The following is a 16,734-nucleotide window of genomic DNA, read 5'->3' on the forward strand; positions in this document are numbered from 1 at the left end:
AGGAGGGAACTCTAAGTGGAACAGAAAGTAGTCGTCATAACAGGTGCAACAAGAGGAATCGGCCGTAACACTGCTTTATTTTTTGCTGAAAAGGGATTTTCCGTGGTTGGAACTGGCAGGGATTCCGAAAAATTAAAAGAAGTTCGAACAGAGCTTGAGAAATTTTCTCCAGATCATTCGATGTTCTCTATGGATGTCACAAAGCAAGCGGAGGTTCAACAAGTAGTAGAAAATGTATTGGGAAAATATGGACGAATTGATGTTTGGATTAATAATGCCGGTGCGTTCATGGCTATAGGTCCTACTTGGGAAGTGAAACAAGAAGATTGGATTAATGATGTCTCTACGAACCTTTTTGGAACTTTTCACTGTGTCCAAGCGGTAGTTCCTGTCATGTTAAACCAAGGTTTTGGAAGTATTATTAATCTAGTTGGCGGCGGAACGACTGGTACATTTAAATATGGTAATGGCTATGGGACCTCCAAAACAGCGATTGCCAGATTAACAGAAAACCTAGTGGAAGAATTAGCGGAAACTCCGGTCAAAGTATTTGCATTAGATCCAGGCTTAAACGATACAGACATGACACGTTACCAGCGATATACAGGAGTAGGACAAAAGTATTTAACTGGAATCGAGTCACTATTCGAGCAAAACATAGATGTACCGCCGCATCAGGCACCACAGTTTGCCTTTTTATTGGCGGCAGGGGAACTAGATGAGTATGTCGGTCGAGTCGTGTCCGTTTATGATGATTTAGAGCAATTAAAAACAGTTGCTGCTAACGCAAGTGATTCCGACTTCTATAAACTGCGGTTAAAGAAATAAGTTCAAGTATTATATGAAAGAATACGCAGATCAATCTTTGATACAGAAGATATGGTCTGCGTTTTTCCGTAAAATGGGTGCCTGTCATGCCCCGAATGCAAAGACAGTTGTGCGAAAGCAAAAGAATTTTCCGGGAAATTGTCTTTTTTTCTGTAAAATGTCTAAATGTGCTCGACAATTACTTTTACTAAATAGAAGGACAATTGGAGAAACAGGAAGTTTAATAAATTAGTTTAGTGATGTTCGATAATTATTGATTGATTAGAACATTAAAGGACTACATATTTTTTATGAGAAACAACTGTCTTATTATTTTCAAAGTTTCGACCTGAAGTATTTTCGAGGATTTCAACTATGACCGAGTTCTCTCCGACCTTCTCCACCTTACCTTTAATTCCATTCATTGATACAATATTGTCTCCAACCATTGCTTTTTTCAAATACATGTAAACCACTCCTTACACCCATTAATTGGTGGATTTATAAAGAAATATTGATTAATAGGCATTTTACATAGAAAAAGGCGATGTGTCATAGAAATTGTAAGAGTATCTTCCAAAGATATGGAGCCTTTCTCATTTTTTTTAGTAAGTAGAAGAGGAATGTCAATGAGCATTTTTTAAAGGTATACTAGGTGTCTATGTACATATGTCATCTAAGTTGGGGAGACAACCATTGACATATTTTTTAGAGGATAGAAGTAAGTAATTCAGGATTAGAGCGTAGTGAAGGCGTTTTTAATTAAACGTTTGTGTAATGTAGAAAAAGTGGGAATTTAATTGGATTGTGTAAGTTAAAGAGAAGACAATCCGAATTTGTGGAAAGATGAGTTTTCGTATACGGGTTTCTCTTTTCGAACTCGACAATCTTTTTTATACTTTGCAGTGGAAAACTGAATAGACAAACACTTGAAGCCATTTTAATCAAACGATTGAATAGTATAGCACATAGGGAATCTAGTCGTAGGGATGTCGTTTCTTGTAAATTAGGTTTAGAACGCAAGCAATCTGCCAATTTTCAAGCATGATTCAACAAGTTTTTTTTATTGGGCAGGATTTCGCTTATTAAAATACTCTAAAAAGAAAACCAATACAGCATGTTAAGATTTTATTAAGAATAAAAGGCTATTATTAAGACAAGCTTTTTCAACCCCCTTTTTTTATAATATTATTGGATGCCCTCAAGGATTGTTTTCGAACAGTCTTGAGGGCTATTTTTTTGAGTGAACATTATTCCCGTGCTACCATCTGGAGAAATTCGCTTCTAAACTCATGCTTCTTCTTCTAATGCTATGGCCTCGTGCAGCCTTACCTGCTGCCCGAGCTCTCGCTAATTTAGCCATATTTTTTCTCCTTCCTAATGCCTTGTTTGTTTTAGCAGGGATTTATTTTATTGCTGTCTAATAAAATAATAGGGTCGATTTTTTTATTCTTTTTAACTGGAATGTTTGATGCTGGAATCAATACCTGATCTCCAACGACACATTTCACAGCAAAACAAATGATTTATCAAGGGAGGTTTTTATATATGGAGATAACAAATCCGAAGCAAAGGATAAAGATTGATGAGTCATATATTAGCTATCAAAGATGTTCTGAGGTGAAAGATGATTTTATCTATAAAGCTTTTCAAGATGGTTTTTCAGACTATATCATAAAGTTTGAGTTTGCAAAAGAGGATTTTATTCATCGCTTTTTTGGACCAGAGGGAAATGAAAAAGAGATTTCCTTCATTGCCTTTTATGAAGAAGAACCTGTAGGTCTAATTCTTGGCGGTATTAAAGACTATGAAAGTATTAAAACCATGCGGTGTGGAGCGTTAGCGATCAACCCTGGCTTTAGAGGAACTGGCATCAGTCAAAAGCTTTTTGAGATACACAAAGAAGAAGCCATTAAGCAAGGATGCAAGCAGCTTTTCCTTGAGGTCATTGTTGGGAATGACCGGGCGATCAATTTTTATAAAAGTCTGGGTTATGAAAAGATCTACGATATCGTTTATTATACAAATAGTGATTTAGCCCAACTGAAAAATGCTTCAAGGAACGTGGAGAATGAGATCAACGAGATCGATTTTTCTGCATTCAAAAAGTGTATTCAGAGATGGACATACCATATTAATTGGCAGAATGATATCGACTTTTTAGCCAAGAGCTCCAATAACACCTATTATGCTGCCTATCAAAACAGTGATTTAATTGGTTGTCTTTCAATTAATCAAAATGGAAATATTAGCTTTTTAATGGTGGATAAGCAAGAGCGGGGAAAAGGGCTTGGAACATTGTTATTACAAACAGCCTGTAATAATCTTCATTTATCAAAAATGTCTACCGGTTTTCCAAATAATAGTTTACTCGAAGGATTTTTCAAAAAGCAAGGATTTAAAAAAGGGCAACTTGCCCAGTATGAAATGTATTTGCCTATTTGAGGAAAGCATGGGGACGGTTCTTTCTTAATTATTTTTGTATTGCCATAATATAATAGCTGTCATATGAAAAAGTATTTCTTTCTATGGATTGTTTGGTTTGGCGATTAAACAATTCCACATAAGAAATACTTTTTCATTTTTTTTTACCTTTTTGGTCGGAGGGAGATCTTAATGAGCCAGCTCGTTAGCGATTTCATTCTTGTCATGCTCCCTTTAACATGATTGAGCATTTCCTAATTCAATAAGGTTTCATTCGGTCGTGCAGATTTTGGATCGATTGGACCACCAGATCTAACTTCGACTCAATCCGGTAAGCAGATAGTGGGTGACCACAATGGAGGATCCTACTTCGCTAATAAGTGGTATGGATTTGTCCAAGAGTGTTCACTCCTTTCACCTAAAGGCATGGTTGCGAAGCAGAAGAACCGTCCCCGTGCTTCCACAGTGTTCTTTTATTGACTTGGATAAATATGGACACTAAAATGTAACAGATAACACACTTATAGGAGTGTGAAAATAGATATCAGAGGGAAGTGGAATCCGAAATGAAGCAATATAATACCCGTGCCATCATGTCATCGCTGCTTATCTGCGGTTTCGTTGGCATGTTCAGTGAGACGGCTCTCAACATTGCGATTAGTAATTTAATGGTCGTGTTTCAAATATCGGCAGCTACCGCACAGTGGTTGACCACCGGGTTCCTTCTTACTCTCGGCATTTTGATGCCGATGACTGGGTTGCTCCTGCAATGGTTTACGACGAGGCAATTGTTTATCGGTTCGCTGGCGAGCTCGATTGCAGGCACATTGGTTGCGGCGCTTGCGGTCAATTTCGAAATGCTTATGGTCGCTCGTGTTCTTCAGGCGGCCGGCATGGGCCTATTGATTCCGCTCATGTTCAATACGATCCTCGTTGTATATCCACCGGAGAAGCGCGGGGCGGCGATGGGATTCGTCGGACTTGTGATTATGTTCGCACCAGCGATTGGTCCGACCGTTGCAGGTCTTCTAATTGAATATTTAACATGGCACTACATCTTCTGGCTCTCTCTGCCGTTTTTAGTGATAGGGCTGTTGGTAGGGATGAAGTATTTGGAAAATGTTACTGAAGTCACGAAACCTCGAATCGATCTACTTTCGGTCGTATTATCAACGATCGGCTTCGGAGGTGTGGTCTTTGGCTTTAGCAAGGCGGGCGAAGGGGTTGATGGCTGGTCCAACCCAGCTGTTATCTATCCCATCGTCATCGGGCTGGCGGCACTTGTACTGTTCACTCTCCGGCAGGTGTTTATGCATGAGCCGATGATGGATCTTGGTGTCTTTAGGTATCCAATGTATATCGTGGGACTGCTTATGGTACTTTCTTGTATGATGATTATCTTGTCAAGCATGATTATTCTGCCCATGTTCCTTCAAAACGGAATGAAACTTTCGGCATTTACGGCTGGACTGATGCTGTTGCCGGGCAGTGCGCTAAACGGCATTCTATCGCCGCGTATGGGGAGTTTGTTCGACAAATATGGGCCGAAGTGGCTTGTTATTTCCGGCCTCGTCGTCGTCGCGATCATGTTATGGCTTCTCTCCAGTATATCGCCTTCATCTTCGATTGCATTTATCGTCGCTTTGCATATCGGACTAATGGTCGGGATTTCTATGGTCTGGATGCCGGCTCAGACGAACGGCCTGAACCAGCTGCCGCCGGAGCTTTACCCACACGGTACGGCAGTCATGAACACGCTGCAACAGGTTGCGGGTGCGATCGGAACAACGATTGCGATCATCATTCTAACGAGCGGTATGGAGAAGTATATGCACGCATCCCCTGCTCCAACCAAACCGGCCGAGATGGCTAACGCCATGACGTTCGGCTCACAGAACGTGTTCTTGTTTGCATTGATTGTAACGCTGATCAGTCTGGTCATTGCGTTTTTTATCCGCCGGGTCATCGTCCATCATGCGGCGATGAATTCTCTGCATTAATAGTGGCACGGGGACGGTTCTCATGCTTCGGAAGCGTGAGAACCGTCCCTGTGCTTCCTTTTTACTTTGATTGGAAATAATCAAGTAATCCTAGGTAGATTCCTTCGGCAACGTTATTACGGAAATGAGGACTTTCAACGATGGAGTCATCTTGTTGATTGGATAGGAAGCCGAGTTCTATTAGAGTAGCTGGTTGTTTGTTGTTTCGGAGAACACCCAGGTTGTTGAATCTTGTTCCAAGGTTAGTTAATTTTGTTTCTTTGGCCACCTGATTTATGATAGCTGTGGCTAATTGGTTACTGGATTTTTGATAGAAAAAATCAGTTATGCCATTAACCAATGGGTCGTTGGACCAATTGTAATGAAAACTTATAAACGCATCTGCGTGGTTTTGGTTGGAGACATTCGCGCGTTGCTCTAAGGGGATATACATATCGTTAGTTCGCGTCAAAATGACTTGGGCCCCTGCAGCTTCAAGTTTTTGTTTAACCACTTCCACTGTTGGCAAGTTCAATGATTTTTCAGGTGTGCCTGCAATACTTGTTGTTCCCTTATCCTTCCCTCCATGTCCTGGATCGAGCACAATGGTTTTTCCTTTCAAGGATTCCTGACTATTTGGCATAATCCCGGTTTGATTGGATGGGGTATTCATGGGAGCATCTGAAGCCTTGGCTATATTTGCTTCTGTTGTATTACCTGTATTCTTTTTCGCTGTTTGGGCTGCGGATTGTGTGTGATGGTTGCTAGGTGTATCTTTAGCGATGTAATGTTCGTTCACCCACCCGCTCAAACCAGAAGGAGAGACAATTTTGGCCCATCCAGCTTGTTCCGAGTGGATGGTTATTTTTGTGCCCGCTTTTAAATAACCTACGACACTACTAGAGACACTTGGACGTTCCCGGACGTTTAACGAAAAGGTTTCTATGGTCCCGCTGATTTCTTCAGTCGAAGTTATGTAGGCGTCATACACCCAGCCAGTTTGGTTGTTTATTAGTTTAATTTGATCCCAATCATTCCGTTTTTGTAGGATTTCAAATGTATCTCCTTGATGAATGCGGCTAATTATCTTACTTGAAATATCGGCAGATTCCCGGACATTAAGCGTAGGTACAGTGACCGTGACCCGAGAAGTAGCATTATCTGCATTAGCTGTCTGCTGATTATTCAAGAAGGGGACTGTAATGACACTAAGGATCGTCAGAAATTTAATTAGGCCATTGTTCCGTAATTTAGATGATAGCATTTTAGCAACCTCCCTGTTTTTTAAACTCTAAAACTAGCATTGACAGATTTTGATAAAATAATAATCCAATTTTTAAGAAAATTAGGAAAGCAGAGGGACGGTTCTCATNNATGAGAACCGTCCCTCTGCTCCCCCGAGCTTTCTCTGAAAAATAAAAAATTTCTATATTCTAGGAAACCGGAAACTTACTATAAATATATGTGATGGATATTATAGGGAGTGAGAGGATGAAACTGAAGTGGACAATGGCAATTGCGCTGATTATTTTAATTGCAGCAGGATGCAGCGGTGTACAGGAAAAAAAGCCTGTTTCAGAACAACCAAAAGCAACCGCAGACAATGAACCGGAAAAAAACGGAGGCGAACCGGAGAAGCCTGCCGATGAAACAGAAAAACCTAACTCTCAACCGGGGAAAACTACTGGTCACCAAGTAAAACCTAACAATCAACCGGAAACCACCGATCAAGCGATTAAAATTCATGATGAGTCCATTGTGAAGGACGACCCCATTATCAATATTATTTACCCGCAACTTGATGGCATGAAAGACAAAATAGCACAAGCGAAAATTAATGATCTTTTGAAGAAAAAAGCGAACGCAGTTGACGAGAGTCAAATGACGAATGAAGATCCAAGTGCGCCGTCATCGTTCCATTCCAAATACAAAATCAGCTTTCAGAATGACCACCTTATCAGTTTTGTATATGATCAATATTTTTATCATAGCGGGGCTGCACATGGCATGCCGTCGCGGGTTCCAATCCTGGTTGACTTGGATAATGGCAGGATGGTTGAGCCTAATGAATTGTTTACTGGTTCACCGCAAACACAACAAATCATTAGCGAACTTGTCCTAAAACAAGACGTTTTGCATACGCTTGAAGCGATGGGGGAGTTTAAACAAATTAGTTCTGATGATTTAAAACAGGTTTATTTAACGAAGGATGGCTTAATGATATATTTTCCACCTTATGAATATGCCTCTTTCGCTGAAGGTACGCTTCAGTATCATCTTTCTTTTTCGGATATTCAAAGTGTATTAAACGCAGCATTTTTCAAAAGTCATGGGATTAATATTTTACAACCCAATAATTCCACAACCATTTATATTTCTGAAGGCTATTATTTTGCTGTCCCAAAAGAATGGATGAATCGTCTGAGATTTGAAAGAGCCGAATACTCGGAGAAGAATAACTGGTTATCTGAAATCAATGTATATTTTAATTCTGCTGATTACCCCTTATTGTTTAGCTTCCATATGTATGAAAAACAAACTTGGACCTCATTAAACTCTGGAGCGGAAGTTAAACTTGCTGAAGACAGTGATATTATTTATTCGTATTCCGTTGCACAAACCCCGCAGAATAATTTACAAGCTAATGATTTCATAAAGAATGTTGCTCCCGAAATTATGAAAACATTTCAAATTGATTATTAAAATCAGAAGCGTGGGGACGGTTCTCGTGCTTCCTTTTTACTGATTGCACATCTGCTAATTCATTACGGCTTCATTCGGTCGGGCAGATTTTGTATCGATTGGACCACTAGATCTAACTTTGATTCAATACGGTAAAGCAGATAAAGGGTCACCACGATGGGGAATCCTACTTCACTAATGAGTGGTATGATTTGTTCCACAATTCTTCACTCCTTTCTCCTAAAGGTATGGTTCCGGAGCAGAAGAACCGTCCCCGCGCTTCCCGTGCTTCCAAAAAGGCCGGGTTCAAAAGAATCCGGCCTCGCTGTTGTTATGCTAGTTCATAGTCGGTTACATTTCGGTCGATGATTCTTGCGCCTTTTGCAGAGGCAAGTTTGCCGCTGCCTGTAGTAAATATGTTAGCTGCAATAATCTGTGCCATGGAGAGTTTTACTACTTCTTCATTCACTGGCTCCTTTGGGTTGTCGACTGTTATTTTAGCAGTTTTCCCAAACTCGGTGTCAAATTGCAATTCTAATGTTTTGGCCATTTATTTTCACCTCCCATCATTGGATTTTTGTAGAACATTAACCGATAATTTCAGAGCTGTCATTACGTTCCACTTTGTTTAAGTCGCCGTTGCATAATACTGAAATCGCTTGAGCTGCTTGGAACAGCTGATCGGCCGTTGCCGCTTTCGTTACATTGCTAAACGTTTTAGACTTCAAAATTGGATTTCCTTCGTTATCGATGCCCGCTTGAAATACCAACCGAAGCTTTGTCGTTTCTAGTAATCCTTGTGCCATTTTCGATCACCTCCTTTCGACTTTTATATATAGTTTGAGAGTCTAAAAGGACAGGTAGGTCGAAAATGTTTTTTACTCGTTTGTTAATAGGGGGCTTGTTTGCTTGAGGAAGAACTACGTAAAAAAGGCTGTGCTAAGGTTAGCACAGCCTAGGATTTTTCTTCTCCAAGCCTTCTAAAGTTGTATGAATTTTTGTTGATAAAATAAATTAATTGCTGGGCCATAAGAAAAGACTCCTTAACGGAGCCTTTCCCAGTGCAAACCCATTGATTAATAGAAGGATGCACCAACAATAATAAGAAGAATGAACAATACAACGATTAATACGAAAGTGCTGCCGCCGTATCCATAACCGCCGTAACCAAAACCTCCATAGCCCCAGCCCATAATTTTCACCACCGATCCATTCAGATATTCAGTTTACACTTTAGTATATTTTTTATCGCTGTTATGGTTTGGACCATTATCATTAGTTAGGACAAAATCAGGGATTTACCTAAATATAAAAACGTCTGTTTAGCAGACGTTTTCGGAGGAAGAAACAAAGTGTGCTCGTGATTTGGTTTTGGTATAGTAATAGCATGTTGAAGAATGATAACTGAATGGATAATTGCTGAGTTAAATAAAAAAAATAAGGCTTAACCTTCTGGGTTATTTAGATAAACAGCTCATACTCTAGAGTGTAGCCAGCCGGAACCATATTCAAGTCCATAGACTTACACCTTAAATTGGAAAAGTCTGCATCAAAAAAGCCCTTTTTAGAGGGCCTTTTTAGTTTCTTCTTAGAAACAGACTACTGCTCCTACGATAATCAGCAAGATGAATAATACAACGATTAAAGCAAAACCGCCATATCCAAAGCCGCCGTATCCATAGCCGCCACAACCACCAAAGCCACCATATCCAAACATAGATAAAACCTCCCTTATAGACTTATTCCCTATACTGTATGATATAAGAATAAGAATGGAAGGGCTCTTTCACTAATTTTAATTAGGACATTCCATTAGCCTAATATTAACGGTATTTTTTCTATAAACAAAAAAACATCCAACGTCGTCTTGGTAAAAGGGAGGGCTCCATAAAGCTCATTATAAATTGTATGCCAACCTAAACTTACTAAATAAACGAAAACCAATATAGGTTCCTAAAGTATTTAGAATAACATCGTTACTATCCGTCCATCGATTAGGCATTGTTAATTGGATGCACTCAATCATGATCGATAAAGATAATCCAAGCAAAGTGACAATCTGCATACTATCAATTTTATAAAACTTCAATGGTAAAACAAGACCAAAAGGAAGAAATAATAGAATATTCCCCCCAACATTAATAAAAAAGCCGGGAGATAATGGATTTCCTAAAGATTTGAACGGTATTAAGTTGAAACCTCCTTTACCCATCCCTATGCCTAAGGATGAGTTTGGTAACATAGTATAGCGGAATATAAAAATTAGTGAAAAAATAAATAGTAGATTAATTAGGGTCTTTTTTTTATCGGAACTCCTGCTGAATCTTTTATAGGACTATCCTGACATGTTAGAAGTATTTGTCTTCCTTAGTGCACTAAAAAATGGTTTGATAGGGGGGATGATAAGGATATATGTAAAGGTAGAAAACATTTTTTGATTATTTATGTAAAATATGACGAAATATGAAATAGGCGATCATCCATAGAGGGATGGATAAAATGATACCCCATAAGCATCCAACACCAAATTTCCTTCCATCATCATTCTCTTTCATAGTGTTCACTCCATTGTGTGCAAGCTAATTAGTTAAACATTAAAGAATACGAAGAATTATTTTTACCCAGCCAAATAATGCAAGCCATAATGGGACACTAAGAGATGCTCCCCAGATTAAACCTACGAATAGATTCCCTTGCTTTTCCATAAAGTTCACCTCGATAGACAGTAATCAATCTCCTATTTGTTTATTCAAATAATGTATATGAACATGAGGATGCTAATATTTTTGAAATTAAAAAAGTGATTTTAGGAGAGTGGTTGCTTAACCACAGACATAATATTTATTATTCCCTTAATGGAAGGAAATTAATCTAATGTATGGTGGTAATTTGGAGATTGAAACTGTTGTTAAGGGCAGTATGTTTTTTAATATAAAAGATTGATAATCTGTAGCCGAGAGGGATAGATTGGGAAGTAAAACTAGAGAAGGGAGACCGCTTTGGTATTACAATTGATCAAGTCATTCTTCTCGAACAGAGACGGAAATAGAGGGGCCTCGGTTTAGAGGATTAATACAAAAAACTCCTTTCACTTAAATGAAGGGAGTTTTTAATGTTATTCGTGGTTTGTGAATAATATTACTATTTTTTATATGTTAAGAATTATTATTTAAACAGCTGTTACCTTTATTTCTTCATCAATATCCTTTTGAATAGTCTGGTTATCCCCAATTAAGGTAATTTCACTAAACGGTTGCTCTTCCCCCACTTTAACATTAGCTTCAATTACCGTTCCCATACCAATAATGGCTCGGTTAATCACCGCATTTTCACCGATAATGGCATTGGGCAAAATAACGGAATCTTTAATAACAGCTCCGTTGCCTACGGTAACTCCATTAAAAAGAACTGAGTTTTCTACCTTTCCAAACACCTTACAGCCTTCACTTACCAAAGATTGGTGTGCACTAGCTTTTCCGTCCAAATAGGTTGGCGGCTGGGAAGTTTCATGAGTATAAATAGACCAGTCTTCATTTTGTAAGATGGGATTGCTTTTAAAGGAAAGTAAATCCATATTCGCTTCCCAAAGACTTTGAATGGTTCCGACGTCCTTCCAATAGCCTTTGAAACAATAGGCCTGTAATTTTCGATTATCATTTATCATCGCAGGGATAATGTCCTTACCAAAATCCTTAGACGAGAGTGGATTTTTTTCTTCATTTTCTAAATATTTTTTTAACAGTTCCCATTTAAAAATGTAAATCCCCATAGAGGCCAGGTTTGATTTAGGACTTTCTGGTTTTTCTTCAAAATCTAATATTTCTTTTGATTCGGGATTAATATTCATAATGCCAAATCTACTCGCTTCATTCCATGGTACGTTTATGACAGAAATGGTGGCGTCTGCTGATGTTTTTATATGCTGCTCTAGCATTTTACTGTAATCCATCTTATAAATGTGATCTCCAGAAATAATGAGAACGTGCTCTGGATTGTAATGTTCAATATATCTTAGGTTTTGATAAATAGCGTGTGCGGTGCCTTCATACCATCTTTCACCTGACTCACATTGATAAGGCGGAAGAATGGTAACGCCCCCACTTTTTCGATTTAAGTCCCAGTGCTTTCCATCACCGATGTAATTTTGAAGAGTGTGAGGTTGATACTGTGTTAAAACACCAACAGTATCAATACCAGAATTACTACAATTGCTTAAAGTAAAATCAATGATTCGATATTTTCCACCAAATGGAACAGCAGGCTTTGCTATATATTTGGTCAATTCTTTTAATCGAGAACCTCTTCCCCCAGCTAATAGCATAGCAATACATTGTTTTTTAGTCATAGTTGCCTCCATGTTAAAGGATATATGTATTTAACTTAGTTATAATCGATCATCTTCCCATAACTTGTAATATAACTCTTCAGCTTCTTGCTCATCTTCTTCATTTATGGTAAAAGTGTCTTTCAACTTTATTGTATCTAATAGACTCTGCATCAAATTTAAGCCCCTTCCATGTTGTAAGTTTGTTGCAATCTGTTTTTCATTGTAGCAAACGAGGTAATAAGACAAAATCAAATAATTCCGACTTTTACAAACATAAATCGACATAATTTAAGTAATCTGATGTGTAACCTATAAATTATTTAAAATTAATAATAGAACCTTCACTTTTTCTGTCGAATTATAAGGGAAAAAATCTGAAAATTATAAAAACCATGTATACACGGTTTTTATAGAAAATTTATTTACTATATTTTTACAATCGAAGCTATTCGCGCAGGGAGTCTGGGACACTTATTTTAGCAAAAGGTAAAAAGGAAATTGATTCTATCCTTTACGAAAGAATTATAGTATCCTAATATCTGGGCATGATTTTAGGTGAATTTTAATATAAAAGAGTTGATAATTGGAGGTGAACAGAATGGATTGGAAAATAAAACATTCTACTAAGCAAAGGGTAGACCGGTTTGGAATTACGGTTGATGAGGTTATTCTTCCTAACGGGGACGAAAAGACTTTTTCTTATTTAGACTTTGCAAAGGGAGTTTGCATTCTTCCTATAACCAATGATCATAAAGTAATTTGTCTAAGACAATATCGTCATGCGATTAATATTTGGCAATGGGAACTGCCTGCCGGAATGATTGATAAAGAAGATGAATTACCAATTGAAGTAGCCAAAAGGGAACTAGAGGAAGAGACAGGTCATGTTGCCGAGCATTGGCTTGAATTAGGCAGCTTTTATCCTTCTCCTGGCTCAACGACAGAGGAAATATTCTTGTTTGCGGCAGCGGGCTTAACACCGACAGAGCAAAAGCTAGAGAATAGCGAGACACTTGAATTGCATTATCTAACAATGGAAGAGTTGAAAGATTTGGTCCTTCAAGATGAGTTTAAGCATGGAGCAGGTCTTGCCGCTATTTTAAGATATAAGTTTACGACGGATGAACAGTAATGAGGAGGACTATTTTTGGAACCATTATTTTTAAAACCCGTTTTTAAGGAAAGAATTTGGGGCGGGACAGCTTTACAGAAAGAATTCGGCTATGAGATCCCTAGCGAAAACACAGGGGAGTGCTGGGCAATTTCAGCTCACCCTAATGGACCTTCTATGATCGAAAATGGTCCCTATAAGGGGATGACTCTAGACAAGTTGTGGAGTGAGCATTCTGAGCTCTTTGGAAATCCACAGGAAAAGGTATTTCCTTTATTAACAAAGATTTTGGATGCCAACATGGATTTATCCGTCCAAGTGCATCCCGATGACTCTTATGCGATGGTTCATGAAAATGGTGAATTAGGTAAGACGGAATGCTGGTATATCATTGACTGTAAAGAAGATGCCGATATGATTTTCGGTCATAATGCGCAAACGAAAGAAGAATTACAGGAGCAAATTCAACAGGGCGAGTGGAATGACTTGCTTCGTCGCGTGAAAATTAAACCAGGGGACTTTTTCTATGTTCCAAGTGGGACCATTCATGCCTTATGTGAAGGAACTCTTGTATTAGAAACGCAGCAGAGCTCGGATACAACCTACCGGGTGTACGACTATGATCGCCGGGATGCAGAAGGAAACTTAAGGGATCTTCATCTAGAGAAAGCAATGGAGGTTACTACTGTTCCGCATCAAGATGCTGTAAGGACGAAAATGGTTCAGGAGAAAGGTAATACTAGGATTACTACATATGTGGAATCTGAGTTCTTCTCCGTTTATAAATGGGAAGTTGGCGGCAAGTCTAGTTTTTCATTTAATGATCGATATTTGCTTTTTAGTGTGATTAATGGAGACGGAACCCTTTCTCATAATAGAATAAGTTATGGATTGAAGAAGGGCACCCATTTTATTATTCCTGTTGGATTTGGAGATTTTGATGTAGTCGGTAATTGTGAGATGATTGTGTCACATACTTAATCTGATGAAAATGTAAAAGAGTAAGGATCCATCATTTGGGTCCTTACTCATTTTTAGATAATATGTATTTAACACAAATTTCGACTAATTAACAAAGTGAATAAGAAGTTTCATCCAACCGAAAAACGCCATCCATAACGGTATACTTAAAGACGTGCCCCAAAATAATCCCACTAATAGATTCCCTTGTTTTTCCATGTAAATCCACTCCTAGTAATAGTTGTAGATAACCATTATGTTTTTAAAATTGTGTTTTATTAAATATAAATGAAAACGTTTACAATATCAATAGGAGAAATTACAGAATTTTAAAGATGTTTTTGTGGGATTAATGGGCTATATGTTGGATTTTATCGAATTGAATAGAAGATTAAATAAAGGTAAAATCTTAGATAGATTGATTTAAAGTAGGTGTATTAAATGAATAATAGGCAGAAAGAACTACTTAGAATCCTACTAGTACACAAAGATGAGGTATGGCACATAAAGGATCTGTCAGAAAGGCTCGATTGTGCGGAAAAAACGGTACGTAACGATTTAGATCGGTTGGAGGAGTTTTTGCTAGATTATCCAAGTGCAAGGTTAATTCGTAAGCCTGGTTTTGGGATATCCATTGAGAGTGATGAAGGAGTGCGCTCCACTATACTGCGTAGTTTACTTTCTACCGAACCTAAAACAAATGAGGAACGGCTGTTTGAAATTGCGTTTCAGCTTTTATCGAGTAGCCATGCCATTACCTTACAGTATTTTGCGGATCGTTACTATGTCCCAAAGGCGGCGATAAAAAAGGATATAGAAATGATAACCCAATGGCTTAAGCGTTATGGACTTGAACTCGTCTCAAAGCCGCGGGTTGGAAATATGATTGAAGGGCTAGAGTTACATAAACGAAATGCCTTAGCGCATTTATCTGAGCTTATTTCCCCTTTTGCCCAAGACAAAAATGTGGTGTTGGATTTATTTTTACCTTATGAGATATCGATTGTAAGAAAAGCACTTGAGGATATGCAGGAAAGGTTTTCTATTGCTATCACAGATGGATCGTTAGACAGCTTGTTGGTTCACGCCCTGATTATGGTCAAAAGGACCCGGCAGCGTTCGCCTGTATTTGTACAGGATTCGGAAAAGAAAATCGCCGGTGAACGCCTAGAATATCAATATACCGGTTGGTTTTTTGATATTTTAGAATCTGCCTTTGGGATCACCTTTCCGGAAGAGGAGCGGGTTTATTTTACTTGGCACCTAATTAGCAGCAAGCGAACGGAAGAAGGAATGGATCAACTGTTAAAAGTGGATGAAGCTCTAACCAATCTTGTAATTGCTCTCATCCGGAAAATGGGGAAACTGACCCTCGTTCCATACGAGGCGGATCCTATTTTACTCAATGGTCTTACGGTCCATATGCATTCTGTCATTAATCGAATAAAATTTGGCTTTCCCATCACCAACCCGCTGCTTTCGAATATTAAAAAAATGTACCCCTATATGTTCCATATGGTGATGATTACTCTTGAGGATATGAAGAAAATTTTTCAAATCGAGATCCCTGAGGATGAGGCAGCCTATATTGTTCTTCATTTTCAGGCCTCGGTGGAAAGGATAGAGAAGAAACGGGACATAAAGAAAAAAGCACTAATCGTTTGTCATATGGGAATTGGCATGTCTCATTTGTTGGAGGCAAAAATTGAACAGCAGTACCAAGATATTGATATTTTAGCCTGTATCGGAAAAAACGAAGTGAATAATTATGTAAAGGATGACCAAGTAGATTTTATTATTTCTACGGTCCCGCTTGAAAAAATAAACACGGCGCATATCGTGCTCTCACCGCTTTTCGGCCATGAGGATAAGAAAAAATTAAGCCAATTTGTGGAGGGTCTGAAGGAGAAGAAGGACAAACTTCTTGAGCCAAACATTTTCGCAACCTTTTTGGAAGAAGAGCTTATATTTTTTGATGTGGAGAAAGAACACCGATATCTGGTAGTTGAAATGCTTGCTGCTGCTCTTTTTCAAAAAGGTTATGTCAGTAATGAATATATTCATAGTGCGGTCAATCGAGAGAGGAACTCTGCGACTGCCATCGGCGGGGGTATTGCCATTCCGCACGGGAATCCGTCATGGGTATATAAGTCTGCTATAGCTTCAGCCATCCTGAAGGAACGGCTTGAGTGGGGAAATGAACGGGTGTCACTCGTCTTTATGCTAGCTATCGCGAAGGAAAATCAAAGTGAGATTCGAGGGATTATTGGAAAGATTGCCTCTTTAAGTGAGACGCCTCTGGTTGTTCATGCGTTAACGGCAGCAAGAGATTATCAGGAAATTTTAACTATTATTGGGAATAATGAATGAGCGGATGGAAGGTCCACTCATTTTTCTATGGCTTTATTAATTTTATTTTACCGGAGCCTGTGGTAAAAAGTTAA

General features: G+C 38.6%; 16 protein-coding genes. 7 read left to right on the top strand and 9 right to left on the bottom strand.

Going from position 1 to position 16,734, the window contains the following annotated elements; translation table 11 throughout:
- The first annotated feature begins 15 nt into the window (after positions 1-15).
- Entirely contained in the window at positions 16-828 is an 813-nt protein-coding gene (locus tag COD92_RS07300; RefSeq protein WP_098996061.1) for an SDR family oxidoreductase, read from the top strand.
- Positions 829-1,097: 269 nt separating this feature from the next.
- Here COD92_RS07300 and COD92_RS07305 read toward each other — a convergent pair whose 3' ends face one another.
- Positions 1,098-1,274 (bottom strand): DUF2187 family protein, encoded by a 177-nt coding sequence (locus COD92_RS07305; protein WP_098532591.1) that lies wholly within the window; start codon positions 1,272-1,274, stop codon positions 1,098-1,100.
- Between the two features lie 1,081 nt (positions 1,275-2,355).
- On the opposite strand from COD92_RS07305, the gene COD92_RS07310 reads away from it, so the two are divergent.
- Both COD92_RS07310 and COD92_RS07315 read left to right on the top strand, forming a co-directional pair.
- The gene (locus tag COD92_RS07310; protein WP_098996062.1) at positions 2,356-3,252 is read left to right on the top strand and encodes a GNAT family N-acetyltransferase; all 897 of its coding nucleotides are present in this window, start codon (positions 2,356-2,358) and stop codon (positions 3,250-3,252) included.
- Positions 3,253-3,797: 545 nt separating this feature from the next.
- Positions 3,798-5,231, top strand: a complete 1,434-nt coding sequence (locus tag COD92_RS07315) for an MDR family MFS transporter (RefSeq protein ID WP_098996063.1) — start codon at positions 3,798-3,800, stop codon at positions 5,229-5,231.
- Positions 5,232-5,292: 61 nt separating this feature from the next.
- Here the strand turns inward: COD92_RS07315 and COD92_RS07320 are convergent, their stop codons facing one another.
- Positions 5,293-6,474, bottom strand: a complete 1,182-nt coding sequence (locus tag COD92_RS07320) for an N-acetylmuramoyl-L-alanine amidase family protein (RefSeq protein ID WP_098996064.1) — start codon at positions 6,472-6,474, stop codon at positions 5,293-5,295.
- Between the two features lie 227 nt (positions 6,475-6,701).
- Here COD92_RS07320 and COD92_RS07325 point away from each other — a divergent pair, with 227 nt between their 5' ends.
- Positions 6,702-7,913 (top strand): DUF3298 and DUF4163 domain-containing protein, encoded by a 1,212-nt coding sequence (locus COD92_RS07325; RefSeq protein WP_176550404.1) that lies wholly within the window; start codon positions 6,702-6,704, stop codon positions 7,911-7,913.
- 62 nt (positions 7,914-7,975) lie between these two features.
- Here COD92_RS07325 and COD92_RS07330 read toward each other — a convergent pair whose 3' ends face one another.
- The 7 genes from COD92_RS07330 to COD92_RS07360 form a co-directional block, all read right to left on the bottom strand.
- Positions 7,976-8,113 (bottom strand): YvrJ family protein, encoded by a 138-nt coding sequence (locus COD92_RS07330; protein ID WP_098532603.1) that lies wholly within the window; start codon positions 8,111-8,113, stop codon positions 7,976-7,978.
- Positions 8,114-8,223: 110 nt separating this feature from the next.
- Positions 8,224-8,442 carry a DUF2922 domain-containing protein gene (locus COD92_RS07335; RefSeq protein WP_098996066.1) on the bottom strand — a complete coding sequence of 73 codons (219 nt, stop codon included), beginning with the start codon at positions 8,440-8,442 and terminating at the stop codon, positions 8,224-8,226.
- Between the two features lie 37 nt (positions 8,443-8,479).
- The gene (locus COD92_RS07340; protein ID WP_098996041.1) at positions 8,480-8,698 is read right to left on the bottom strand and encodes a DUF1659 domain-containing protein; all 219 of its coding nucleotides are present in this window, start codon (positions 8,696-8,698) and stop codon (positions 8,480-8,482) included.
- A 270-nt stretch (positions 8,699-8,968) separates the two neighbouring features.
- A complete protein-coding gene (locus COD92_RS07345) occupies positions 8,969-9,085 on the bottom strand; it encodes a YjcZ family sporulation protein (RefSeq protein WP_098532606.1) in 117 nt (38 codons plus the stop codon).
- A gap of 395 nt (positions 9,086-9,480) precedes the next feature.
- Positions 9,481-9,609: a YjcZ family sporulation protein gene (locus tag COD92_RS07350; protein WP_098532607.1), complete on the bottom strand. Its 129-nt coding sequence runs from the start codon at positions 9,607-9,609 to the stop codon at positions 9,481-9,483.
- Between the two features lie 180 nt (positions 9,610-9,789).
- Positions 9,790-10,182, bottom strand: coding sequence for a VanZ family protein (locus tag COD92_RS33285; protein ID WP_369689348.1), 393 nt, complete (start codon positions 10,180-10,182; stop codon positions 9,790-9,792).
- 879 nt (positions 10,183-11,061) lie between these two features.
- Positions 11,062-12,237, bottom strand: coding sequence for a glucose-1-phosphate adenylyltransferase (locus tag COD92_RS07360; protein ID WP_098996068.1), 1,176 nt, complete (start codon positions 12,235-12,237; stop codon positions 11,062-11,064).
- 580 nt (positions 12,238-12,817) lie between these two features.
- On the opposite strand from COD92_RS07360, the gene COD92_RS07365 reads away from it, so the two are divergent.
- The 3 genes from COD92_RS07365 to COD92_RS07375 all read left to right on the top strand — a co-directional run bounded on the left by COD92_RS07365 (position 12,818) and on the right by COD92_RS07375 (position 16,660).
- Positions 12,818-13,351 (top strand): NUDIX hydrolase, encoded by a 534-nt coding sequence (locus tag COD92_RS07365; RefSeq protein ID WP_098996069.1) that lies wholly within the window; start codon positions 12,818-12,820, stop codon positions 13,349-13,351.
- A gap of 15 nt (positions 13,352-13,366) precedes the next feature.
- Complete coding sequence (manA, locus tag COD92_RS07370; protein ID WP_098996070.1) at positions 13,367-14,311, top strand: mannose-6-phosphate isomerase, class I; 945 nt, start codon at positions 13,367-13,369, stop codon at positions 14,309-14,311.
- 420 nt (positions 14,312-14,731) lie between these two features.
- Positions 14,732-16,660: a BglG family transcription antiterminator gene (locus COD92_RS07375; RefSeq protein WP_098996071.1), complete on the top strand. Its 1,929-nt coding sequence runs from the start codon at positions 14,732-14,734 to the stop codon at positions 16,658-16,660.
- Positions 16,661-16,734 lie beyond the last annotated feature (74 nt).

This window comes from Bacillus sp. AFS037270 (genome assembly GCF_002585305.1).